Genomic DNA, 23,234 nt, shown 5'->3' on the forward strand with positions numbered 1-23,234 from the left:
CTGGAACTCAGCGTCAGGCATGCCCGCTATGCGCTGGCCACCATGTGCATCGGTGTCGGCCAGGGCATCGCGGTTGCCCTGGAACGGGTCTGATCAGGCGAAGTGCCGAGCCCGCGGATTAGCACCGCCGGCCCTGGATCACACCGCGATGCGCGCCTCCGACTGTTCGAGCGCCTTCCTGATGGCGAGTTGCCGTTCCCAGGCCAGGGCGTCGCCGACGATCAGGTCAAGGTCGGCGCGTTTCGGCTCAAAACCGAATACGGTGCGGACACGTTCGTTCCCTGCCACCAGCACTGCCGGATCGCCCGCACGCCTCGGCGCGGTCCGGACCTCGAAATCGACGCCCGACACGCGCTTGACCGCGTCGATAATGTCAAGAACGGAATAGCCGTAGCCGTAGCCGCAATTGGCGGCGGTGCTGGCTCCTCCAGCCTCCAGATAGTTCAGGGCGCACAGATGCGCCTGCGCCAGATCGCTGACATGAATATAGTCGCGGATGCAGGTGCCGTCGGCTGTCGGATAGTCCGTGCCATACACCTCGATATGCGAGCGCTCGCCTGTCGCCGCCTGGCTGGCGATCTTGATGAGGTGCGTGGCGCGCGGGAATGACTGCCCCGAGCGCAATTGCGGGTCGGCACCCGCCACGTTGAAATAGCGCAGCGCCACATAGTTGAATTCCGGATGGGCCACGGCCGCATCGCGCAGCATCCACTCGGTCATCAGCTTTGACGTGCCGTAGGGCGAGATCGGCTGATGCGGCATATCTTCGCTGATCGGCGTTCGCTCCGGTTCCCCATAAATTGCGGCGGTCGACGAGAAAATGAAATGCCTGATGCCTTCGGCAATGGCCGCTTCCATCAGGGAACGCGATTGCACGGTATTGTTGCGGTAATAAGAAAGCGGATCGCGCACGGAATCGGGAACGACGATCGAACCGGCGAAGTGCAGGATCGCCGTCACATTGTGCCGGCGGATCATATCGCGCACCAGCGCCTGATCGCCGATATCACCCTGCACGAACGGCACATCATCCGGCACCAGCCAGGCGAAACCGCAACTCAGATCGTCAAGGACCACGACCGGCCGGCCGGCATCCTTGAGGGCAAGCACCATGTGGCTGCCGATATAGCCGGCGCCACCAGTAACAAGAACAGTCATGGGGAGGAACTCCTGCAACTTTGTTTGAGAGATTGATAGGGTGGAGCGGCGTGTACCATGTCGATAGTCTGTCTTACACTTCCTTTCCTACGGTTTGCTTTCCTCCCGGAAAATTCTGATCGTTTGCTGTCTAAGCGACTCGTCGGGCGGAGTCCGATGCGCGCCTGCCCGTCTCGGTCATCTTGTGATCCACGCCGTTTTCGGTCAGGAAGACGTTCATCTCGCCATAGGTCTCGAACCAGGCGCGATTGTATTTATCGAAAAGCGATTGATCCCAATAATCCTCCAGCCTGAACGGCTTGCCGCCAAAGACGTCATAACTCGGGATCTTGTAGGTTTCGGCGAATTCGGCCGTGCGGCTGTCATAGGTGAAATAGATCGACGGCACGCCGTTGGCCAGCGCCATGAGATTGCCATGCAGGCGGTAGCCGAGAACCAGCTGATGCGCGCGAACAAGCGTTTCATAGTCCGCAACCACATCGGAATAATACATGCGCTCGCGGTAGAGCTTTTCCATCGCATCGTCGAAATACCAGTCCGCAACCCAGCGGTTCGCCTTCAGCGCGGCGATGGCGTCTTCCTTCTGCTCGTCGGTACCGAAGACCATCTTCTTTTCTTCCACTTCGCCCTGCGCCATCAGGGTGATGTCGAAGCGGTTCGCCATCGCCTTGATAAGGTCGCGGTGCAGGGTCAGATAACGCTGGATATCCTGCGCATAGGTTGGCGAGACTTCGCGCCGGACCGTCACACCCACCTTTTCCACCGTGTCGAGCTCGGGCAATTTGATGCGCAGATGCTGGTTGTTGCGCCGGAACGCCGTGGGGCAGCCGATGACGCGGACATTCTTGATGCCGATGTCGTTGAGAACCTGGGCGGAATAGGCGCCGCGCACACCGACGGAAGTGGTCGAATCGGCAATGAGGCGCCAAACCGCCTTGGACTCCTCCGACAGTTCCAGCTGCCCCTTGACCGGCGCCTGCGCGCCGACGCCGAAGGCAATGACGGGCAGCCCCAGGCGCTTGAGAACCGGGATGGTGTCGCGCCAGTTCATCTCCCTGTTGATGTAGTTGGACCCGCGCAGGATGACATAGTCATACTCCTCGCGCAGCTGGTCGATCTTCTCCATCGACGGTCCGGCAATGGGAAGTTCGGCGACCTTCTCGTAGTTCATGAGCTTCAGGGATGATTCAAAGACGAAGGCATCACCGATATTGTGGTAGTGGTCGATGCTGCGCTGAATGTCGCTGTGCTGGTACCAGCGGACATTGTCGTGATCGTAAACTTCTCCGGCGGGGATCATTACGAGGACGCGTGCCATGAGGTATTCCTTCTTTTGGCGATGAAAGCTGGATAGCCTCAGCTTGCTTGGGAAAGAACAACGTCAGTTCTTGCAGCGATCGTGAATGGCTGCTGCCGGCTAGATTTAAGCAATTCACCATAGAGAGCAAGGTGTTCCTGAGCACAGTCGATATAGTTCACGGGTTTCCGGATGGTCTGATGCAAACGGTCCCAGATCGAGGCGTCGCTGAGTACTTCGGTGAAACGGTCAGCCAGGTCTTCGGCACTGCGCACACGGAAGTGCAGACCATCCAGCCCGTCCCGGACTTTTTCGGCCATGCCGCCAATATTGGAGCAGATCACCGGGCGGCGATGGTGCAGGGCCTCCTGGATCACAATCGGCGAGTTCTCCCACCAGATCGACGGCATCACCACCCAATCGACGGGCTGCATGAGACGCGGCATTTCCGCATTCTGGTAGGCACCGTAAAAGCGCACGCGCGACCCGGCTTCCTCGATCAGTTTTCGCATGCGATCCTGAAAGTCGCGCGGCTGCTTCTCCAGATTGCCGCCAAAAATCATCAGGCGCGAATCCTCGCCCCAGGTTTCCTCTGGCACACGCGACACCGCATCGATCAGGACGTCGATGCCCTTGAACGGTGTTATCTGCCCGAAATAGGCGAAGCGGTTGCGCCGCGGCCTTGGGCCCGCCAGCTCGCGCGGCGGTGTCACGCTGTCGATGGCGATACCATTCTCGATCACCCTCAGCTTGGCGGGATCAAGTCCCCACTCCTTGTACCTGCCGGCCAGGAATTCGCTGGGTGAAACAAAGGCATCGGCAAGCTCGAGCATGCCGCGGATGAAGCGTTCCCGCTTGAGAAAGCGGGCAGGGGGAACATCGGGAAAGCAGGCGTGGCAATCGATGGGCGAAGCCTCGTTGCACAGCTTTGCCGAGCTTGCCTTCACCATCTGCCCGTCATTGTTGCAGATCGACAGATATTCGTGAAAGGTCAGCAGAATGACCGCATCGGGCAGCGCCTCGCGGATGGCATAGAGCGTTTCCAGCCCGAGGCCGAGCACATGGTGGAAATGCACGACCTGCGGATTGAGATCGCGGACAAAGCGCAGGAGATCGCGGCGGATTTCATCGGTGTTCTTGTTTGACAGATAGAAGTGGTCGTATTCATCGGCATGGAACAGGATTTCATCGCTGCTGCGCCGCATGCTCATCAGCGCCGTGGTGCCATGCCGCGGAATGGGATGTCCGGCCCGCGCCAGATAGACGGATTGGACACCGGGCAGGCTGTTGAGCCCCTTGTGCAGATTGTAGGAGGCAATTTCGCCGCCTCCCAGGGAAATGCTGGGATGGGCATGGGAAATCACCAGAACCCGAAGCCGTTCGGTCATGCTGTTTCCTCCGCAGACACACTGCGCTTGTTGGAAAGATTATTGGCCCAGCGCGCGTCGAAAACCTGCCGGTCGATGCGTTCGATCAGGGCGATGGTCGAGGCCTTGTCAGACACGGATATGTCGTCGGACCCGAGCATCTGCGCCGACGGCAGCCAATAGGATTTCAGACCGGCCTGCTTGAGCTTGAGGCCAAGATCGAGACCCTTTTCATGCGTGCCAAGATATCCACGGGTAAAACCATTGACGGAGAACAAGGCGTTTCGCGGCAGGACACAGCACTCGAATGTCGCCGTTGCCACTTCCGTTGTTCCCATCCCCGCCACGGCATCGATGGGATAGCCGGCATAGCGGCTGATCAGGGCGCGGTCGGATTGCGCACCCGCCACCCATGTTCCGGCCCAGCGAATGGAATCATCCTCATAGGCGAGGGTCGGCGACAGCACGCATTCCTTGCGGGCATCATAGGCCGCAAGCAGTTTCCGGAACCATCCGGTGCTGCGCGGCAGGAGAGACGCGGCAAGAAAGACCACGCTCTCCGTGGACACCGCCCGCGCGCCGACTTCCAGCGCATCATACAGATCCTCGGATCCGCTGGCGGAGACAAGGCGGACACGCAGCCCGTAAAAATCCGCCAGCCTGCGCAGTTGCACGCCGATGCGGTCGATAATATCCGTGGCAGCCGCAACGACTATCGGCGCCTCGCGCGTCTCCGGATCAAGCGCCAGCAGGGCGAGAAGCGGACCGATCTCCTCGACGCGCTCATCGACACCGATGATCAGTGCGGGTCCGGCAGCTTTTTCAAACGCACCGAGATCGACGACGCCGAAAACCTCGGGAGCGGGCCGGCTGACGCCGCGCAGCAGCGGGACAAGCTGCTGGTCGACGATGTGGCGCAGCGCCCAGGCATTCGGATCGATGGCGCGAATCTGGCGAACGACCGCGTCGCGCGATGTGATCCGGGTTGGCGTCAAGGGCATGAAGGCCCGCCGGGAATCGCTGAGTTCCAGCTCGATATAGAAGGGAGCCGTGCTGTCGCCCGTAAGCTCGGGGGCAAAGGCGACGAAACCGTGCGCATGGCGGTTGGGGTCCAGTCCGGCATTGAACGGCGGCTGGTTGTCGAACTCCCGCGTCACATCCGCCCGGTCCACCCGGGTCCAGTTGCCGTCCAGCTGGATTTCGCCGCGGTGGCGGCGCAACTTCACGCCCTGGACGTGATTGTCGGGGTCGAGCAGCCAGCCGGAGACAAGCAGGCCGCTGCCTTCGACGCGAAACACATTGTCGATGCCCATGCGCACCGGAAAGGGCAGGCTGGATATCGTTTCCGTGCCGTCGAAGCGGTTGGCGGCCGAGCGCAGGCGGAGCAGAATCTCCGTCGAACTGCGCATGTTCGGCAGAATGGCGCGGACATGGTTGGGGGTTTCCCGCGACCCGGCAAGCAGGCGACGGTCATAAACCTCGATAAACCGCCAGCCGCGCCGACCGCGAAACAACAGGCGTTCGATATCATTGGGCGAGATGGGTTCGTTCGCCAGCAGCAGCCCGGCAAAACCGGATGCCTGCTCGCTCACATCGGGGCGCGCGAAAACGCCGATGGCGCATTCGGCGAGGGATGGCGTGCGGCCGCTGATCAACAGCCGCGTGACGGAGGGCGTCAGGTCCTGTGCCCAGCCCTGCACGAAAATCTCGCCCTCGTCGCTGCCGCCGATCAGCTCGATAACGCCATCGGAACGGGCGCCAGCCTGCAGCAGAATGGTGATGGCCGACAGTTTCTTGCGGCTGATGGGGCCGGAAATCAGCGCTTCAACAAGCCCGTCGATCGCACCGGGCAAATTCGGTCCGGCAAGATCGGCGATCATGGCCGCAAGATCGCCGATGGCAGCGGCACGGGCGGCAAACGAATAGCGGGATACCTTTGCCTTGTGCTGAAACATGATGGTCTTCAGCTGCGCGCGGCGCAGCACGTTTGTCGGCACGATTGCGACAAATCCGTGCGTGCCGGCCGGCGACGGGGCTTTCAGCGGCCAGTTGATGAAGGTCGCTTTGACACTCATGGCGGGATCGCCGTTGAGAAAGACCGTGAGCTGTTCGGGCGTATTGCCGCCAATGCCCATGATGAGCACCAGCGTATCCTCGACCGGGCAACCGACGACCATTTCGCCTTCCATGACAATGGAATTGCGCTCCGGCGCTTTGCCGCCCGCCGGGACAGGCAGAAGTTTTTTGTCGTCGCGAGTCATCTATGCCACCCTCAACGGAGAACCCCGACGGTCATGAGCGCGCCCGCGGCAAACCCCACCAAAACAAACAACAGCAGAAACAGCGGTCTGGCATCGCCGCCGGCGCGCTTGTGCAAAAGCTCCAGGCGCTTCTCCAGCCCTGCCACGACACCGTCCATCCGCATCAGATGCACGTCGAGTTCCGTCATGCGCTGATTGAGGTCGCCGCGCAGCCCGTCGATCGCGCTGCTGACCTCACCAAGATCACCCGGCGTCGCCCCGCCTGTACCGTCGATGGTGGCGGCGGGCCGCTGCAGCGAACGCTGGCTGACCTGCAGCTGCCGCTGGGCCGCCATCAGCATGTCGAGCTTGTCGAGAATGCGGGTCATCGGTGCGGCGATCAGCGCTTCGGCCGCCTGCTCATCCGGCTTCGGCACGCGCAGGGGCTGCTCGACGCCTGCGCCGCTGATGGCGATAACGACCAGTTCACCGGCGCGCGCCGATGCAAACTGCGGCAGCATCACGTCAAAGGCATGAATACCATCGCCGACGCCGTTGCGCTTCAGGTCAGGACGTTCCTTGTCGGCCACCGCCTCGGCAATCGGCTTGCCATCCAGCAGGACGCGAATGATCAACCGTGCGCCCGGCGCCTGCGGATCGAAAGCCCAGCCATACAGCCGGCCAGCATCGACGGCATCCACGCGGCCCTTCAGGGGCTCGCCGCGCACCGGCTCGGGCTTGGCGGGCCTTGCGTTATCCTGTTCGGGGATGGCGGTCGGCTTCACGGAGGCCTGCGTCGGTACTTTGGTCACTATGGACATGGGAGAGTCCTTTCTGATTGATCAGGCAGCCTCAACACGTTCGGGCCGCAGTGTCTCGATCAGATCAAGATACCGTCCGGCTGTCGTGTCGATAGTATCGGGGTGGCGTGCCCCAAGGGAAAGATGCGCACGCAGATCGGCATCTTCGGCGATACGCCGCATGGCAGCTGCCAGTGCCAGCGGATCGTTCGGGGGGACGGTCAGGCCATTGACGCCGTTCTCGATCATTTCGGCCATACCGCCAATATTGCTGGTGACGACGGGGCAATCCTGGCCTTGCGCCTCCTGAATCACCAGCGGCGCATTCTCCCACCAGATTGACGGCATGATCGCGCAATCGACTGCCGCAATGAGATTGCCGATATCCTCACGCCGATAGGCACCGCGCCTCTGCACGAAGGGCGCGGTTTCGGCAAAGAGCCTGTCGATATCGGCGACAAAGGTTTCACTCTGGAATGGCGCCGCACCGTGGACACGCAGCTCGAAATCAAAGCCTTCCGCGATGAGCTGCTTGGCCGCCTCCAGAAGGACAGTCGTGCCCTTCCATGGATTGAGATTGCCGAAATAGCCGAAGACAGGCTTGCTGCGGGCCGGCATGTCAGGCTTTGCTGCCAGCGCCCGCGCGGGTTGCCCGTTGGGGATCACATGGATCAGTTCTGCGGCAATTCCCCAGTCCACATAACGCTGCTTGAGAAATTCACTCGGGGAGACGAAGGCATCGACCACGCTCAGAAGCGATTTGAGATGACGCTCGCGCAGGACGAACTTGTCGAGTGCGATGTCCTTGAAACAGCTGTGGCAGCGGTCCGGGCTGGCGCCGTAGCAGAGTTCCTTGCCGCCTGTACGCACCATCAGGCCATCGTGATGGCAGATGGGGTAATAATCGTGCAGCGTCAGGACGATGCGGCATTCCGGCAATGTCTGGCGCACGATATGCGGGAATTCCGCGCCCAGCAGCAGCAGGTGATGCAGGTGGACGACATCCGGCCTGAAATCCCGCAGCAGTTCGACAATGTCGGGGACAATGCCGTAGAGGTCGACCTGACTCATGAAGAACCGGTCGAAATGGCCGGACCACAGCAGGATTTCATCGCCCTTGTCGCCGATGCTCTGAAAGCTCGTACCGGGTCTGGCTTCCCGGTGAATGTGATTGGTCGCACCGAGAAACAGCGCTTCACATCCCGCCCGCTGATAGGCGCGGAAAAGATCGTGCGCGAAGATTTCCGTGCCGCCGGGATGCAGGGACGGATGATTGTGGGCCGCAACGAGAACACGGGCCATTATCTGTCGCCTCCGGGACCGGCAATGAAGACATCCTGATAATGGTCGGCGGGAGCACCGCGCCAGTGCCCGAGCGACGTGCTGAAAACCTGCAGCCCGGCCCGCGTCAGGGCACGATCCAGAAACCCGTCGTCGAAGCCGACGGCGGCAAGGGGCGGCAGTTCCGGTACGAACCAGCATGGCCCCTCGTCATAACGCTGGAAACCCAGGCGCCTGTCGCGCTTGCCCAGCGGATTGTCGGCAGCCGTCTTGTCGATGACGAACGCCGTCATGAACAAACGCCCGCCCGGCGCAAGCACCCGCGCCACTTCCCGCAGGTAGACGCTGACTTCCTCATCGGGAAGATGGGTGACGACCGAGGTCATGATGACGAAATCGAACTGCTTGTCCTCGAAGGGCAAACGGAGCATGAGGCCGTCGATCGCTCCCTTCGGATTGTACAGGGAGTGGGCGATATCCATGTAGCGGAATTCGAAATTCGGATAGACCGGGGTGATCTTCTGCTGGCACCAGTTGATGCCGCCGGACACCGGATCGATGCCGCAATAGCTGCCCTTGGCCGGATCGATATATTGCGTGAGCGGCACCGCCATGCGGCCGATGCCGCTGCCGATATCGAGCACGCGGCTGTCCGGCCGCAGTCCGCCCTTGCGGATGAAATGGCCGAGAAACTCCGAACCAACCGCCTGAAAATCGCCGTCGCCGACAAACACGCTGTCCGGATCGGGGCAGGGCAGGAACCGGTTGCGCATGACGGCTTCCATCAGCCAGTCGACATACTCATCGTTCACGGGGCTTATCTGCTCGGCCTGGGTTTTCTTGAGTGCAACAACGTCGGTCAAGCAGCGCTCCTTTCAGACTTTGCCGCGATGAAGGGCGCAACCGTGTCTTCCGCCGCTTCGTCCCGGTACGTCGTCATCAATTCTGTAATGTCATCGTTCCAGCGCTGGGTGTGCAGCCATGAATTGTACTGGCTTGCCAACCCCCGCATGTAATCGGCACTGCGGCGAATGGACCGCCGCTCGAAATGGTAGAGGGACACATCAGGCGCGTAGGCGATATGGAAGCCGATCTGGCGAATTTTCAGGCACAGATCGCTGTCCTCGTAGTCCCCGATGATATAGTCCTCGGTGAAACCGCCGACGAGATCGTAAATGTCCTTGCGTGTCACCAGGCAGGCCCCGGTCACGCCCGGCACGGTGCGGGAAACCCGCGCCGGCGCATAGGCGCCCGGCATGCCCTTGTAGAAATGATGGTTGAGCCAGATGCCTTTCTGGTCGCGGGCGAAGTAAAGCCCGGCGTGCTGCAGCGAACCATCCTCGAACAACAGGCGCGGTCCGATGGCGCCCAGTTTCTTCTGGTCGAGCAGCGGCTGCGTCAGGGCCTGGAGCCAGCCATTGGCACAGGGCACCACATCGGAATTCAGCATGACCAGCATCGTCCCGTTGGCGAAACCCGCTCCGGCGTTGCAGGCACGGGCATAGCCGCTGTTGCGGTTCATCGTCACCAGCCGGAAGGGCAGGCCGTGCAGGATGTGCAGCCCGCCCAGCATGTGCTCCGTATCATCCTGGATTTCGGGGGAGTCGAGCACGAAGATCAGCTCCGCATTGGCAACGAGCCACGGATCGGTGGCCATTGCCGAAAACTGGAAGCGCAGGAAATCCAGATTGCGATAGAGCGGAATGACAATCGACACGGCAGGCGCATCCGGCAGGACGCCGTATTCCTTGGTGTCAGCCACCTTCACCGTCTTGCCAAGCTTGTGTTCGACCTCCTGCAGGGCGGGGGCGAGAATATTCTCGAAGACCTGATCGCGCGCGTGCTGCGGCGGTACTGCCCGCAGAATGCGGTTGCGCTGGGCCGATGCTTCGAATGGCTGCAGCGGCGGCACCAGCGCGGCCGTCGCGCCGGAAGCCAGCCGCATCTGGAAACGCGGCTGCAGCAGCGGCCCAAGGTTCTTGCTCTGGGGAAGCCAGGCGACAAAACCCGTCACATCCGCACCGAACCCGTCTTCCCGCTCCCCCGTCTTGCCGGGAAACTTGTAGAAATTGGGCTGCAGCGGCAGGGCGCCGCTGCTGCCGGAAAGATATTCGATGCCCGCCAGCATGGCCGCGGGATCGTGGCTCCAGCCGCCCACCAGCAGCCCGCCCTGAAGCGCGAGGGCAAGATCGATTTCGGCGGCGGGATGCGTTGCGGACTTTGCGATCTGGCGCACCGTCAAAGGCGCGCGCGTCTGCATGTCGATGGCCGTGGCAAGCCCGGGCCCGGTCGCCTGCGCCATTTCCCGGATGAGAAACTCGCGCAGGTCCATGTCCCCGTGACGCTTCGCCCACCACTTTTCAAAATCCGCGGGCTGACTGTCCCCCTCGGAGAGCTTGCGCACGGCAACGCCGTTGCGGCCGGAAAAGACCAGATGCAAGGACTGCGGCAGCGGACGAACGGATTCAACCAGAAGATGACACGGCTGCCCGCCGCGTTTCGACTGGGTTCCCATGACAAGCCGCGTCGGCAGGATCGTCACCGCGCTTGGACTGATTGCATAGATCGTGGTGATTTCGCCCAGGACCGGATCAATCGCCGTTTCCAGCAGATATTGACCGTCGACGGGTTGGCCGCACAGGCGCGCCGGGCGCGGCTCGGGTGCCAGCGCCAACATGATTTCACGCGCCACGCTGGCAAAGATCTGGTTTTGCGAAAGCCGGAACGTGCTGCGCCATGTGCTCAAAATATTGTTGAGCAGCTTGATATGGCCGGCAGCGGACAGATTGGCGACAGCGCTGTTGACGTCAAAGGATACCAGTTCATCGGCGGGATACAGAATGGCCTGTTCCGTTGGCCCGAGCGATCCGGCAGACAGGGTCAGACTGACGGGTTCGTCCTTGGTGCGCATGACCCAAAGGATGCGCTGGCCGCCGGTTTCGAGCGGAATGTTGAGGCTGACGAGGGGAACCAGCTGTTCGGGTGCTTCAAGCGTGCATTTTGTCGAGGCCCGCACCGCGCCGGGAATATCCCAGATCACGACAGCGACATCGCCGCACAGGCGCGAGATGGAAATATTCTCCGTATCGCCTGCAATATCCGTCGAATGGTCGAGGTTCAACACGTTGCCCTTTCATCCACAGCGGAAAGAAAAACGTGCCCGGCCGGAAAGCTGGGCACGCCAATTTTTGCAAAAATCAATGTACGACGAAATACTGGTCGGGATGTGCCTGCACATCGTCATAGCTGGTGTTTACGAGGGTGACGCTGTCGCCATGGCCGAGATCGACCACGACATTATTGCCAACCTGCGTAACACGATCGGCCAGATCCTCGGGAGAATGGATATGGAGACCGTTGATATCCTTGGAAATCTGAAGGATGTCTTCACCTGGGGTAAAGTCCAGGATGACGTCGTTGCCGCCGCCGCCGCTGAAGTGGAAGATATCGTTGCCGGCACCGCCTGAGAGGATGTCGTTGCCAGCACCGCCGTCGAGATAGTCATTACCGGCACCGCCCTGAAGAACGTCGTTGCCAGCGCCGCCGAACAGAATGTCATTGCCATTTCCGCCCTGCAGGATGTCATTGCCAGCGTCGCCGAACAGAATATCGTTGCCGTCGCCGCCGCTCAGGATGTCATTGCCCGTGCCGCCGTGAAGGATGTCATCGCCTTCACCGCCATACAGGGTGTCATTGCCTTGATCGCCGAAAAGAATGTCATTGCCCGTGCCGCCGAACAGGGTGTCGTTACCGTGTCCACCGAAAAGGATGTCATTGCCCTCATCGCCGAAGATTATATCGTTTCCGTTTCCGCCAAAGACGAGATCATCACCACCATGGGCGTGAATGAAATCGTCAAAACGCGAGCCAAACAAAACGTCGTCGTAGGCGCCGCCTTCTAAAGTGGCCATCTGCTTCTCCTTCTGTCTGCTTTGAGTTTCGACCAGCTGGAAATGTTCCAGCCATCGATGCTTTGACGATTGTGCGCTGCACCAAATCGAAATGCAACCTAGACTAAGAGTATAAATGTGGCATTCGCGAGTAACAAATTATTACGAATGCGTATTACTCAACATTTTGAAAAAGAACTATAATTTATATTTACCTATACAATACTTCATCAATTGGCGTTGTTTGATTGTATTTTATTTCAAAATTTGAAATATTGCCAAAACCCCTTTGTTTAAGGGATTTTATTCTAATCAATCCTCTCTGAATGCTCGATTCAAGCTGTCGGAGATTGGCGAAATGATATAGTCGATCGCCTTGCGCGCCTTATGCACGATGATGACCTCGGCGGGCATTCCGGGATAAAGTTTGACTGACGGATTGGCCGCCAGCGACTTTGGCATGATTTCCGCGCGGGCGACGAAATAGGCCGTGTCCGTCTTTTCATCGATCACCTGATCGGCGGCGATATAGCTGATCTTGCCATCCAGCGGCGTCAGTGAGCGCTGATTGTAGGCGGTCAGGCGAATCTGCGCCTGCGATCCCATCGAAACGCTGTCCACGTCACGCGGACTGATTTTCATTTCAACCACCAGAGGTTCGTTTTCAGGCACGATGTCCATCAGCGCCTCGCCGGCCGCCACGACGCCGCCTGGCGTGCGCAGGCGAATATTGGCAACCACGCCCGCCTGCGGCGATCTGATTTCCACCCGGCGCATGACGTCCTTGGCTGCGACGATCCGCTCTTCCGTATCCGCAAGATCGGTCTGGTTGGTGGTGATCTCGCCGGCGATTTCGGATTGCAGGTCGCTTTCAATGCCGATCAAGCCAAACTCTGCACCGGCCTTCGCCTGCTCGGCCTTTGCCTTGTCCCCGGCATACTGGCCGCGATTGCCCGCCAGTTCGCTCAGCTTGGTATCGATCTCGGTCAGCTTGGACTTCTGGGCAAAGCCCTTGGCGACCAGCCCGGCAATGGCATTGCGCTGTTCGGTGATCAGCTCGGTCTGCCTGTCCGTCGCGGCGACCTGCGCCGCGGATGATTTTGCCTGTTCGGTATATTGCTCGATAGTTTTCTTCTGCACGTCCGTGCGGCTCATTTTCTGGGCCGAGCGCTTCTGGAAGAAAATGCGTTCCGCCTTGACGGCATTCTCGGCAGCCACATTGTCAGGCCCGCCGAAATGCTCGGGAAAGGTGATCTCCGCTGCACCCGCCTGTTCCGCACGCAACCGTGCAAGTTTGGCGATCAGCCCGATCCGGCGGGACTGCAGCGACTGCAGTTCCGCCCGGGCTTTCGTATCGTCCAGCCGGATCAGCGGTTGCCCGACCTTGACCTCGTCGCCTTCCTGCACGAGCAGGCGGTCGAGGATGCCCCCCTCCAGATGGCTGATTGTCTTGCGCTTTGAATCGACGATGACTGTTCCCAGGGCAACGGCGGCGCTGCCAAGCTCGGCCGAATAGGCCCAGCCGAAGAACCCGCCGAACGCGATGACGATCGTCATGATTCCCGCAATGATGAGCCGGCGCAGGGGCGACTTCGCATCCTCATTCTCAAGATCGATGACCCATTCCGGCCGCACGATTCCAAATTTGGTCAATGCCTGCTTCCCGCCCGACTCGGCGCGCGGCGCCAGCAATTGGGTGAAACGTTTGGGAACAATCGATTTGCCGGTCATGATCCTGTCGCTCCCATTTTGGGACCCGTGGGTGTGATGGAGGCCACAACGTCGGTGCGCGGGCCAAACTGGGTGATTCGACCGTTTTCCAGCACAAGCAGCTTGTCCGCCACCTGCATGATGGTCGGGCGATGCGCGATCATGACGACGATGGCGCCGTCATCGCGCGCCTGTTCGATGGCGCGCATCAGTGCCCTTTCGCCGACGGCGTCGAGATTGGCATTCGGCTCGTCCAGCACGATCAGGCGGGGGCGGTTGTAGAGGCAGCGTGCAAGGCCGATCCGCTGGCGCTGACCGCCGGACAGCGTCAGACGCCCGTCGCCGACCGGCGTGTCGTAGCCCAGCGGCAGGCGGCCGACCATCTCATGCACGTCGGCAAGCCGTGCCGCCTCCAGAACACGGTGCGGGTCGCTTTCACCCATCCGGGCGATGTTGTCCTTGATGGTACCGTCGAGCAGCGCCACCGACTGGGGCAGGTAGCCGGCGATTTCACCGAATGAGCTGCGCTCCCACAGATACACATTGTTGCCGTCGAGAAATACACCGCCCGATGTTGGCTTGACGATACCGATCATCAGCCGGGCCAGCGTCGATTTACCCGCTGCGGACGGACCGACAATGCCAAGCACCTCTCCCGGCGAAAGGGAAAACGAAATGCCCTTGATGATCGGCATTTCGACGCCCGGCGCCGCATAGACAAGCTTGTCGATGATCAGATCGCCATGGGGCCGCGGCGTCGGCATCGTCTGGCGGACGGCGAGGTTTTGCGCGAGCAGGGCCTGGATCCGCTGCCAGTTTCCGATGGCGTTAACCCATTGGCGCCACGTCTCCACCACATGGTCGAACGGCGCGAGAAGACGACCGACAATGATCGTCGTGGCAATCATCGCACCGGCCGTGATTTCCTGCTGCATGGCGAGCAGCGTACCAGCGCCGAGGGCGCCAATCTGGATCATGAACCGCAAGGTACGGGCGATGGTCCCCATGGCCCGGCTGCGCGCGCCGCCCGCATCCATCAAATCCAGAGCGCTCATCTGCGCCGTACGCCAGCGCCGGGCCAATGCGGGCAGCATGCCCATGGCCTCGATCACTTCCGCATGGCGCAACGTGCTGCCGATTTTCGAGACGGCTTCGATGTTCGCCTGATTCGCATCCTTCACCAGGCTTCGCGTCAAAATGTCCGTGATGACACCGCAGGCCACGAGCACGATGACCGAGACGACGCCGATAATGCCGAAAACCGGGTGGAGAAGAAAAAGCACGGTCAGGAAGATGGGGGACCAGGCCGCGTCAAGCGGCGCACTGACCGCTGACGAGGTGAGGAATGTCCGCAGCTCCGTCAGATCGCGCAGCGCCTGCGTGGCTTTGGGCAGCCCCTGATCGACCGACGCCTGAACCGCAGCGGTCAGAATCGGCAGATTGAGCCGGCGCACAAGCGCGCTGCCCATGGCCTGGAACGACATGGCCCGGATGAATTCGAGAATACCGAAAACGATCAGGGCGCCCGCCGCCAGGATGCTCAGCATGACCAGCGTGTCCGTGCTCCGGCTGTTCAAAACCCTGTCATGCACCTGCAGCATATACAGCGGTACGGTGAGCTGCAGAAGGTTGATGCAGGCACTCAGCAGAACAGCATAAAGGAGGCCCGACAAGAACACCCGGCGTGCGCGCAGAATGAGGGTCCGAGGTGCCGGAACCGTATGCGTCGTCGCATTTTTTCCAACATTGCTCTTGCCATTTGCATTGTTTTGACGAGTATCACTCATGTGTAATCTGCCTTGGAAATGACACAGCTGCCCGGTAGCCCGATTGAACTTGGTCTATAGCATTAGACTAGTAAAGTAATACCGTGCAGAATGTGACAGAAAAAAGTTCATATGGTGGGGAAAAAAGCAAAGGAGACCTTGGAATATACTTGTAACTTACTTCAAATTTTGAAGTAAAATTGATGATGGAGACAAAGATGATACAAAAACTTCTACACGAAGGAGTGGAAGTCGAAACATCTATTGACGGTTATGATGCCGCCGATTTTCCTGAAATTACAGCGGAAAAACAGGGACATAGACATCCAGTTCATACCGTTGTGGTGACACACTTCGAGCTGGCCAGAATGATTGAGAGAGTAAATCGTCGGTTCGCCAGTCTGCTGAGGACTGAACTGACGAAGTTGGGGATCGAAGACGTTGGCCCAGCCCAGGCGATGGTTCTCCTGGCGATTGGCGACGTCGAACTTTCTGTTGGGGAGCTCTTGGACCGGGGTCACTATATCGGCTCCAATATCTCCTACTATCTGAAGCAGCTCGCCGATGGGGGATACATCGACAGGGTTGCCTCCCAGCGCGACAAGCGGTCCGCAAGGATCCGCTTGACCGACAAGGGCGAACAGCTTTGCGCCAATCTGCGCAATGCAGGCGGAGCTTACAACCGCGTACTCGCCCGGGATGATGACGATCTTCGCAATCTGGAAATCGCATTCCAGACATTGCACAGGCTCGAACTGGTTTGGGGCAATGCCGCGCGTTACGGCATCTGAGCCCCTGTCAATTCGTGTTCTGATGTCTGGAAAGGACTGACATGCATGTGGCTTTCGTTCACAGGCGCGGCCTGGGTCAATTTGCTGCCCTGGCCGAACATCTTGCGGCAAGCGGGCATGATGTCAGCCTTATCTGTGAAACAGTGGACCGGCGCCTCCCATCGGTCCGCGTGATCAGACACAGGATGGAACCTGGCCCTCGGGCGGACAGCCAGATGGCCAGGTATCTCGGCATTCCCGATCACCACGTGCGGATCGGGCACCGCGTTGCCGAAACACTCGATTCCATGACTCGCCAGGGCGAACGCCCCGACATTGTCATCGGTCATATCGGCTGGGGCAGCATGATGTTCGTCAAGGATGTCCTGCCGCAAGTTCCGGCCCTCGGCTATTGCGAATTCTTCTATCGGGCCGAAGGCGCCGATGTCGGATTTGCGCCGGATGACAATCCGGATGCCGAAACCCGCAAAAGATTAAGGCTGCGCAACATTGCGCAGCTGATTTCCCTTGAGGCAATGAATGGCGGCATCAGCCCGACGTTCTGGCAGAAGAGCCTGTATCCCGCCGCCGCGCAGAAACGCATTGCCGTCTGCCACGAAGGCGTCGATACACGGATTTTCCGTCCCGATGCGCACGCAGCGCTGAAACTGCCCGATGGCCGCATTCTCAGGGCAGGCGATCCGCCTGTCATCACCTTTGTTGCCCGCGACCTCGAGCCCTATCGCGGCTTCCCACAGGCGCTGGAAGCGGCGGCAAAGGTCATCCGGAAAAATGCCGACGCCCTGTTCGTCTTTGTCGGCGGCGACGGGGTGAGTTATGGCACGCCGCCGCCCGGAGGCGGCTCGTGGAAAGACGCACTGCTTTCCAAGTATGATTTGCCGCCCGACAGGATTTTGTTTCCGGGCGCGATTTCGCACGATCTCCTGCGCCAGCTCTATCAGATCTCGACGGCGCATATCTACCTGACCTATCCCTTCGTTCTGTCCTGGTCCGTCATCGAGGCCATGGCATGCGGCGCGCTGGTGATCGGTTCGGACACCAGGCCCGTTCAGGAAATCATCCGGTCCGGCCAGAATGGCTTGCTCGTTCCCTTCTATGATACGGACGCGCTCGCCGACACCATTTTGCGCGTGCTTGCCGGGCCGAACGATTTCATGCCGCTGCGTGCGGCAGCACGCCGCACAATCGAGCACCGTTTCCGGCTGACCGATTGTCTTGTGCGGCAAAAATCTCTGATCGACGCGGTCTTGCGAGCTGCCTGAACGGCGCTGTCTTCACCCTCCCATACCGCCCACACTGTGAACGCACACCCGCAGAACCTGCAGGAAACGCTGGGGTTTTGCCACGCGATTGAAAGTATAACTAAAATATTTCGATTTTTGAAACAATTACAACTTATATCTGTATTACATTTTACTATAGACCGCGAAGATATTCTGTTGACATTACTCGGTTGATATTTTCTCTTAACGGGAGACGCAGTTCGCATCTGCACAATCGACCAACTACACTGCCAAAGATACGGGATGTCTATTTTGAACACATCACTGCCCGCAGCCGTTCATCGACAACCTCGCCGAAGCCGCTACGCCATCGCTTCCAGCCATGATCAGGCGCTGCTCGAAGCTTCGCCCCTGGCCGATTTCATTGTTTTCGTGGAACCGGACGCGGATCATCTCCGGCTGCTGAATGCCTTTCCGCTGATCGGCGTGGCCGTTTCGGATACCGGCGCGGCGGAGCTGCAGAACGCCTTGAAGCGCATCTACCGGTTCAGGACCGTTCCCGAAGTGCCGATTGTCCGGCTGGATGCATCGACGGTTGCTACACAGGCCGCGCTTGTCGCGCAGGTGCTTGAATGCGGGCTGGATCGCCTCACCAGCCACGTGACCAAGGTACACGGCGAGCTTGTCATGCTGCGGCGCGAACGGGAGACGCTCTTCGAGAACTACCGCGCCATCGAAAATGCCTTCCACGCCAGGAACTGGGATTCCGTCACCGAGATTTTCGGCCACACGCCATGCATCGACCCGAAGGATGAAGGCTTTGCCAACCTTCTGCGGGAATCGGAAATCGAACAGCTCTTCCCGGTATCGAGCTATGCGGTCTCCGGCTTTGCCCTGCATTTTCGCGGCCTGCCCACGGGTCGGTCCGGACAGCTGATTGTCACGCTTGACTACGTTGAGAATGGCGAAGGCATCGCGGAATGGCTGGTTCCCTATGCCAGCGTGGCTGCGGACTGGAATTTCTTCTCCCTGCCCAAGGCCTGCGACGGCGGCCATCGCACGCTGCGGCTGCGGGTCTCCGCAACTGGCGGCGTGCCGCCGGAGCTTTCCCTCGGCAACGCCATCACCAACGAACGCTATGCGGCCAGGGCACGCATACCGCATGCCGATCTTGACATGCGCCCATTGGCTTTCCGCGTCTTTACCGGCCTGCCGGGGGTGCGCCCGACCTCCCTCAGCAACGTTTTCGTGCCGACATCGCTGATCGCCGGGCGGCGCGTCGAAGATTACCGGCTTCCGGTGGAAATGCTGCGCAGCGTCGCCAATGTTTCCGTCAATACCGTCGAGCCCGATTTCCCCACGGTGCGCTTTCTGGAACACGAAGACGCCATTGTCTGCCATCCCCTGAACGAAGGCATAACGGCCGGTGCGATCCGCCGCGTCATATCGCCGGGGACGGTTCGCATCTCGGCACGCGCGATCATCGATCATCCCGAGGGCCAGCCCGGCGCGGTCGGCTTCCTGCTGACAAACCTGTCGGCGGATATCAAGGGCGAGATCGGTGCATTGGGCCGCGCCACGGAAAAGCGGCCGACAGCGCTGTTCAGCGGCTGGACCGACATCACCGCGGCACAGCCCGTGGATATCAATTTCATGCTGGACGCGGCGACCACCCGCGCCATGGATCTTGTCATTCTTAGCAAGGCGACCACCGGTTCGGTCGATTTCTCCTGGCTCAAGGTGTTCAACTTCAGGCTTGTCAAGCATATCGAGGCGCGCCCGGCCCAGGAGATGGCCAATGCCCGATAAATCGCAGGACCTGATCGCCATCGCCATGCCGCTTTACGGTCATGCGGCCCTCGTTCCCGAAGCGCTTGAATCGGCACTGGCATCGATAACGAAATTCCGCGTCGCCATCGTTGTCTCCGTCGACGGCGACCCGCGCCATGAAGTGTTCGATCAGTTGGCGCTCTATGCGGCAGCCCATCCGTCCATACACGTGATCTTCGGCACGAATGCCGGGCCGGGCGGCGCGCGCAATCGGGCGATTGAATATATTCTGGAAGAATTACCCGAAGCAAAGGCAGTATATTTTCTGGATGCCGACAATCGCGTTCAGCCCTATACTGTGGATACACTTTACCGCCGCCTTTCCTCCGGCAAGGCAGGGTGGATTTACACGAATATCGATACATTCTCGGTGAACTGGCGCGCCCATTACGGCGACAGCTATTCGCGGCTGATCCACTGCATCACGGACAATATCTGCGACACGGGATCGATGATTTCGATCGACGTCTTCAACAGCGGCGTGCGCTTCGATGAAGACCGCCAGAATGGTTTCGAGGACTGGGAATTCTGGTTGTCGGCGATTGAGGCCGGCTTTACCGGGCAGCCGTGCCATGACACTGGCTTCGAATACCGTCTGCGTGCGGAAAGCCGCTTCAAGGAAGCCAACCGCGACCGGTCGTCATCGATCAACTTCCTGCGCAAACGGCACAAGGCCCTGTTCCGCCGACCGACCCTGGTCGGTTTCGAACACGAGGAATGTCCCCGCTACGCGCTGATCCGGACAGGCGAGGGGACGCTCAGCACCTTCACCGATCCCACCCGCACACCCGGTGAGATCGGCTTTGACGACGCGATCCGCGCCTATTGGGGCAGCGTCGGCGAACCCGACAATTTCCATTTCCCGCCCTTTGTCGCCGCATGCAGCAACGAAACCTTGAAGCTGTTGAACCGGTCGCGGCTGTTTCCCAACATCCTCTGCCATCTCGAGCGTCTGGCGGAAAAATCCAATATCGTCTTCGTCGAGTTCGGCAATGTGGATTCGGAGCGGCGCATCGAATCCGAGATCATGCCGTCCGGCACGCATCAGGGCCCGGCCGACCTGATCTTCGTTTCGACCAAGCTTATCCAGAACGTCATCGACAACGATGCACTCGACTGGTTTTCGTCCATCGGCAGCCAGCAGCTGTGGCCGACATCATCGCGCCTGAAAATCCGCTTTCCGTTCCCCAAGGCACGGCAGCGCCGCTCGCTGGCACGGCCGGAACAGGCATTGCTCAACCTTGTAACAGCCATTGCAACCAGCCCGCTCAAGCAGACGGCATCCACACGCTGGACGTGGCGTCCGCGCCGCCTGCCGGCCCTGTCGGACATGTATCAGGTCTTAAGGAAGGAACTCGGCGGATCGCCGGTCCTGCCGCTCGCCCACAATACCGCCGGAAAAAAGACGGCGGCGGTGCTGGTTCCCAATGCCTCGTTCGGCGGTGCCGAGAAGGTCGCCTATGCCGCCGGCCGCGAATTGAAACAGGAGGGGTTTGAAACCCACCTGTTCGTGCTCGGTTCAAGCCGCATGGACGTGCTCGACGAGTTCGACCAGGCCTTCGACTACATCCATTTCTGGAAGGACGGCATACCGGCCTGGGGTGACACCAATCGTTTCCTCGGGCAGGATTTCATCACCGAAGATCATCCGCTCGACTGGGAAGCGCTGCGCGGACAGCTCTCCGGCTTCGACCTGATCGTCAACAACCACGTGATGGCCGCCCATCCGCTGATGGGCAAACTCCGCGCGGAAGGCACGCGCACCGCCTGCTATCTCCATGTGGTGGATGAGACGGTCTTCCGCCGCCGCGCCGGGCAGCCCTATGCCGCCATTGCATTCGAGCATGCCTATGACGCGTTTCTCACCTGTTCCGAGCAGCTGAAAACCTACCTGCACAGCTTTGGCGTGCCGTTCGAGAAAATCTTCGCCGTCCCGAACGCCGCCAGCTTTTCCATCGATGCAAAGCTGCGCGCCCAGGTCACCGGTGCCCGCAAGACGCCGCAGCCGGCTGAACCGCTGCGCATCCTCTACATGGGTCGGCTGGACCGCCAGAAGGGCATTGACCGCTTGCACGATGCCATCATCAAACTGCGCGAGCGCGGCATCGCCTTCGAAGCCCAGGCCATTGGCGGCGAGATTCTCTCCGACGATCCGAGTTCGTCATGGATGGCGCGCCTCAAGGACGCCGGTGTCCGCGTTTCACCGCCGGTTTTCAGCGGCAAGGATATCGCCGCCCAACTCGCCTGGGCCGACGTGCTGCTGATGCCGTCGCGCTGGGAAGGCGCGCCCCTGATGATTGCCGAAGCGCAGCAGCTTGGTTGCGTCCCGGTGGCGACTGCCGTCGGTGCGGTCGATGAGCTGATCATCCACGGCCAGGACGGCATCCTGATCAAGAATGGCAATGATGCGCAGATCGTATCGGACATCGCCCGACTGCTGACCATTCTCGCCCAGGACCGCACGGCGCTGGCCCGCACGGCGGAAGGCGCGCTTGCCACGGCTGCCGAGCGTTCCTGGACCTCATCCTTTGCCAGCTTCATTCACTGGAGCAACACCATCGAACCGGCTCTTCCTCTCGAACGGAATGCGGATGGGCCGGAAATCATCCCAGAATTCGATGCCACCGCCGTGCTTTCCGGCCGTGCTGTCGCGTGACGATCACCAGAAAGGTTTTGTGACCCCCATGAGCCCCAGAATTCTCCTTACAGGCATCCCAGGCCACCTGACACGCCTTATCCAGCGCGCTGAAGACGCCCGGGTCTTTTACTCGGAGAAACAACCGCAGCCGGAAAGCAAGGATGCTTACCTGCGCGAACTCAAGAACATCAGCAACACAGGCAATTACCTGATCGGGGAGGGCGCCTTGCGCGCATTGTCCCCGGATGCCACCCATATTCCGTTCTGGCATCTCTACAATGCCGTCAACAATGGCACCGGTCTCGATTCCATCAACAAGCAGTTTGATATCTGCGTGTTCACCTGCGCCAATCTCCTGCGCAAAAGCCTGTCGGCCGATGCGGAGGCGCAGGTCTTGTCCAAGCTCGACATGCCCGTGGTCATGCTGGGCATCGGCATCCAGAACCGCCCCGATCTCGAGGAGTCCTTGCCCGAAGGCACCCAGCGCCTGCTGCAGGTGCTGAAGGAAAAGGAACACTATTTCCTCACTCGCGGCGACGAGACCGCCTCCTATCTCAAGGATCAGGGTTTCTCGTTCGTACGGCCCGTCGGCTGCCCGTCGATGTATTTCATGCCCGCCAATGTGCGCAAGGCCATTCGCCGTCTGCCTGATGTGAAGGTGGGCGAGGGGCGGACCGTGTTCACCGGCTATATGGGTGCCGCGCTGGATACGATCGGCGACATGAACGCGCTGTCGTCCGATGACGGCCGGTCGGCCTACGTCATCCAGGACGAGCCCCTGCATTTCGACATGCAAGTCGAGCCCAACGAGGATGGCCGCGTGTACGATTCAACCTCGGGCGAGATGATCGGTGACCTGACGTTCAAGGGCTCCGGCGAACTGAAGAAGAAGATCAAGGTTCACACATTTTTCGACACCAACCAGTGGCGCGCCTGGACGTCCTCGATGGACTTCTCCTTCGGCCGGCGCTTTCACGGCAACATCATTGCGCTCCAATCCGGCGTGCCAAGCCTGATCGTGGCCGTCGATGACCGCATGCGCGAAATGCTGAACTTTTCCGGATTGCCGAAAGTCGAGGCCAACGACCTCAATTCTGCAAATGACCGCTCGGCTTTCATCTCCGACCATCTGGCGCAGATGAACATCCCGCAGGTCATCGAAAAATACTCTGACCGTGAACGCAGCTTCCGCTCGGTCCTGACCGAGATCGGCATCGGATAACTCCCATATCCGGTGCTCCGG

16 protein-coding genes are annotated in these 23,234 nt (G+C 60.1%); 5 read left to right on the forward strand and 11 right to left on the reverse strand.

Going from position 1 to position 23,234, the window contains the following annotated elements; genetic code table 11:
• Nucleotides 1–138: 138 nt before the first annotated feature.
• The 11 genes from galE to RDL77_RS21960 form a co-directional block, all read right to left on the reverse strand.
• Nucleotides 139–1,158 (reverse strand): UDP-glucose 4-epimerase GalE, encoded by a 1,020-nt coding sequence (galE, locus tag RDL77_RS21910; RefSeq protein WP_288194704.1) that lies wholly within the window; start codon nucleotides 1,156–1,158, stop codon nucleotides 139–141.
• Nucleotides 1,159–1,288: 130 nt separating this feature from the next.
• The gene (locus RDL77_RS21915) at nucleotides 1,289–2,476 is read right to left on the reverse strand and encodes a polysaccharide pyruvyl transferase family protein (protein WP_288194705.1); all 1,188 of its coding nucleotides are present in this window, start codon (nucleotides 2,474–2,476) and stop codon (nucleotides 1,289–1,291) included.
• 38 nt (nucleotides 2,477–2,514) lie between these two features.
• Nucleotides 2,515–3,843, reverse strand: coding sequence for a glycosyltransferase family 4 protein (locus RDL77_RS21920; RefSeq protein ID WP_288194706.1), 1,329 nt, complete (start codon nucleotides 3,841–3,843; stop codon nucleotides 2,515–2,517).
• On the reverse strand, nucleotides 3,840–6,083 hold the full coding sequence (locus tag RDL77_RS21925) for a hypothetical protein (RefSeq protein WP_288194707.1): 2,244 nt from the start codon (nucleotides 6,081–6,083) through the stop codon (nucleotides 3,840–3,842). Before RDL77_RS21925 ends, RDL77_RS21920 begins: the two co-directional genes overlap by 4 nt.
• Nucleotides 6,084–6,094: 11 nt before the next feature.
• Nucleotides 6,095–6,883, reverse strand: coding sequence for a hypothetical protein (locus RDL77_RS21930; protein WP_288194708.1), 789 nt, complete (start codon nucleotides 6,881–6,883; stop codon nucleotides 6,095–6,097).
• Nucleotides 6,884–6,904: 21 nt separating this feature from the next.
• Complete coding sequence (locus tag RDL77_RS21935) at nucleotides 6,905–8,167, reverse strand: glycosyltransferase family 4 protein (protein ID WP_223615928.1); 1,263 nt, start codon at nucleotides 8,165–8,167, stop codon at nucleotides 6,905–6,907.
• On the reverse strand, nucleotides 8,164–9,006 hold the full coding sequence (locus RDL77_RS21940) for a class I SAM-dependent methyltransferase (protein ID WP_288194709.1): 843 nt from the start codon (nucleotides 9,004–9,006) through the stop codon (nucleotides 8,164–8,166). Before RDL77_RS21940 ends, RDL77_RS21935 begins: the two co-directional genes overlap by 4 nt.
• Nucleotides 9,003–11,264 carry a glycosyltransferase family 2 protein gene (locus RDL77_RS21945; RefSeq protein ID WP_374042777.1) on the reverse strand — a complete coding sequence of 754 codons (2,262 nt, stop codon included), beginning with the start codon at nucleotides 11,262–11,264 and terminating at the stop codon, nucleotides 9,003–9,005. Before RDL77_RS21945 ends, RDL77_RS21940 begins: the two co-directional genes overlap by 4 nt.
• 76 nt (nucleotides 11,265–11,340) lie before the next feature.
• On the reverse strand, nucleotides 11,341–12,054 hold the full coding sequence (locus tag RDL77_RS21950; protein WP_223615915.1) for a calcium-binding protein: 714 nt from the start codon (nucleotides 12,052–12,054) through the stop codon (nucleotides 11,341–11,343).
• A gap of 291 nt (nucleotides 12,055–12,345) precedes the next feature.
• The gene (locus RDL77_RS21955) at nucleotides 12,346–13,764 is read right to left on the reverse strand and encodes an HlyD family type I secretion periplasmic adaptor subunit (RefSeq protein WP_288194711.1); all 1,419 of its coding nucleotides are present in this window, start codon (nucleotides 13,762–13,764) and stop codon (nucleotides 12,346–12,348) included.
• The gene (locus RDL77_RS21960) at nucleotides 13,761–15,530 is read right to left on the reverse strand and encodes a type I secretion system permease/ATPase (protein WP_223615917.1); all 1,770 of its coding nucleotides are present in this window, start codon (nucleotides 15,528–15,530) and stop codon (nucleotides 13,761–13,763) included. The genes RDL77_RS21955 and RDL77_RS21960 overlap by 4 nt, the downstream gene beginning before the upstream one ends.
• A 200-nt stretch (nucleotides 15,531–15,730) precedes the next feature.
• On the opposite strand from RDL77_RS21960, the gene RDL77_RS21965 reads away from it, so the two are divergent.
• The 5 genes from RDL77_RS21965 to RDL77_RS21985 all read left to right on the forward strand — a co-directional run bounded on the left by RDL77_RS21965 (nucleotide 15,731) and on the right by RDL77_RS21985 (nucleotide 23,213).
• Nucleotides 15,731–16,300, forward strand: coding sequence for a MarR family transcriptional regulator (locus RDL77_RS21965; RefSeq protein WP_223615929.1), 570 nt, complete (start codon nucleotides 15,731–15,733; stop codon nucleotides 16,298–16,300).
• Between the two features lie 41 nt (nucleotides 16,301–16,341).
• Nucleotides 16,342–17,562, forward strand: a complete 1,221-nt coding sequence (locus tag RDL77_RS21970; protein ID WP_223615918.1) for a glycosyltransferase family 4 protein — start codon at nucleotides 16,342–16,344, stop codon at nucleotides 17,560–17,562.
• Between the two features lie 264 nt (nucleotides 17,563–17,826).
• The gene (locus RDL77_RS21975; protein WP_223615919.1) at nucleotides 17,827–19,332 is read left to right on the forward strand and encodes a DUF6212 domain-containing protein; all 1,506 of its coding nucleotides are present in this window, start codon (nucleotides 17,827–17,829) and stop codon (nucleotides 19,330–19,332) included.
• A complete protein-coding gene (locus tag RDL77_RS21980) occupies nucleotides 19,322–22,009 on the forward strand; it encodes a glycosyltransferase (protein ID WP_288194712.1) in 2,688 nt (895 codons plus the stop codon). Before RDL77_RS21975 ends, RDL77_RS21980 begins: the two co-directional genes overlap by 11 nt.
• A 28-nt stretch (nucleotides 22,010–22,037) precedes the next feature.
• Nucleotides 22,038–23,213, forward strand: coding sequence for a polysaccharide pyruvyl transferase family protein (locus RDL77_RS21985; RefSeq protein ID WP_223615921.1), 1,176 nt, complete (start codon nucleotides 22,038–22,040; stop codon nucleotides 23,211–23,213).
• The last annotated feature ends 21 nt before the right edge of the window (nucleotides 23,214–23,234 follow it).

The organism is uncultured Phyllobacterium sp. (assembly GCF_902479695.1).
Lineage (GTDB): Bacteria > Pseudomonadota > Alphaproteobacteria > Rhizobiales > Rhizobiaceae > Phyllobacterium > Phyllobacterium calauticae.

Coding starts and splice junctions, on each gene's coding strand:
- RDL77_RS21950 (WP_223615915.1), bottom strand. CDS start 12,054: ATGGCCACTTTAGAAGGCGGCGCCTACGACGACGTTTTGTTTGGCTCG.
- RDL77_RS21985 (WP_223615921.1), top strand. CDS start 22,038: ATGAGCCCCAGAATTCTCCTTACAGGCATCCCAGGCCACCTGACACGC.
- RDL77_RS21970 (WP_223615918.1), top strand. CDS start 16,342: ATGCATGTGGCTTTCGTTCACAGGCGCGGCCTGGGTCAATTTGCTGCC.
- galE (WP_288194704.1), bottom strand. CDS start 1,158: ATGACTGTTCTTGTTACTGGTGGCGCCGGCTATATCGGCAGCCACATG.
- RDL77_RS21980 (WP_288194712.1), top strand. CDS start 19,322: ATGCCCGATAAATCGCAGGACCTGATCGCCATCGCCATGCCGCTTTAC.
- RDL77_RS21960 (WP_223615917.1), bottom strand. CDS start 15,530: ATGAGTGATACTCGTCAAAACAATGCAAATGGCAAGAGCAATGTTGGA.
- RDL77_RS21920 (WP_288194706.1), bottom strand. CDS start 3,843: ATGACCGAACGGCTTCGGGTTCTGGTGATTTCCCATGCCCATCCCAGC.
- RDL77_RS21915 (WP_288194705.1), bottom strand. CDS start 2,476: ATGGCACGCGTCCTCGTAATGATCCCCGCCGGAGAAGTTTACGATCAC.
- RDL77_RS21925 (WP_288194707.1), bottom strand. CDS start 6,083: ATGACTCGCGACGACAAAAAACTTCTGCCTGTCCCGGCGGGCGGCAAA.
- RDL77_RS21930 (WP_288194708.1), bottom strand. CDS start 6,883: ATGTCCATAGTGACCAAAGTACCGACGCAGGCCTCCGTGAAGCCGACC.
- RDL77_RS21975 (WP_223615919.1), top strand. CDS start 17,827: ATGTCTATTTTGAACACATCACTGCCCGCAGCCGTTCATCGACAACCT.
- RDL77_RS21955 (WP_288194711.1), bottom strand. CDS start 13,764: ATGACCGGCAAATCGATTGTTCCCAAACGTTTCACCCAATTGCTGGCG.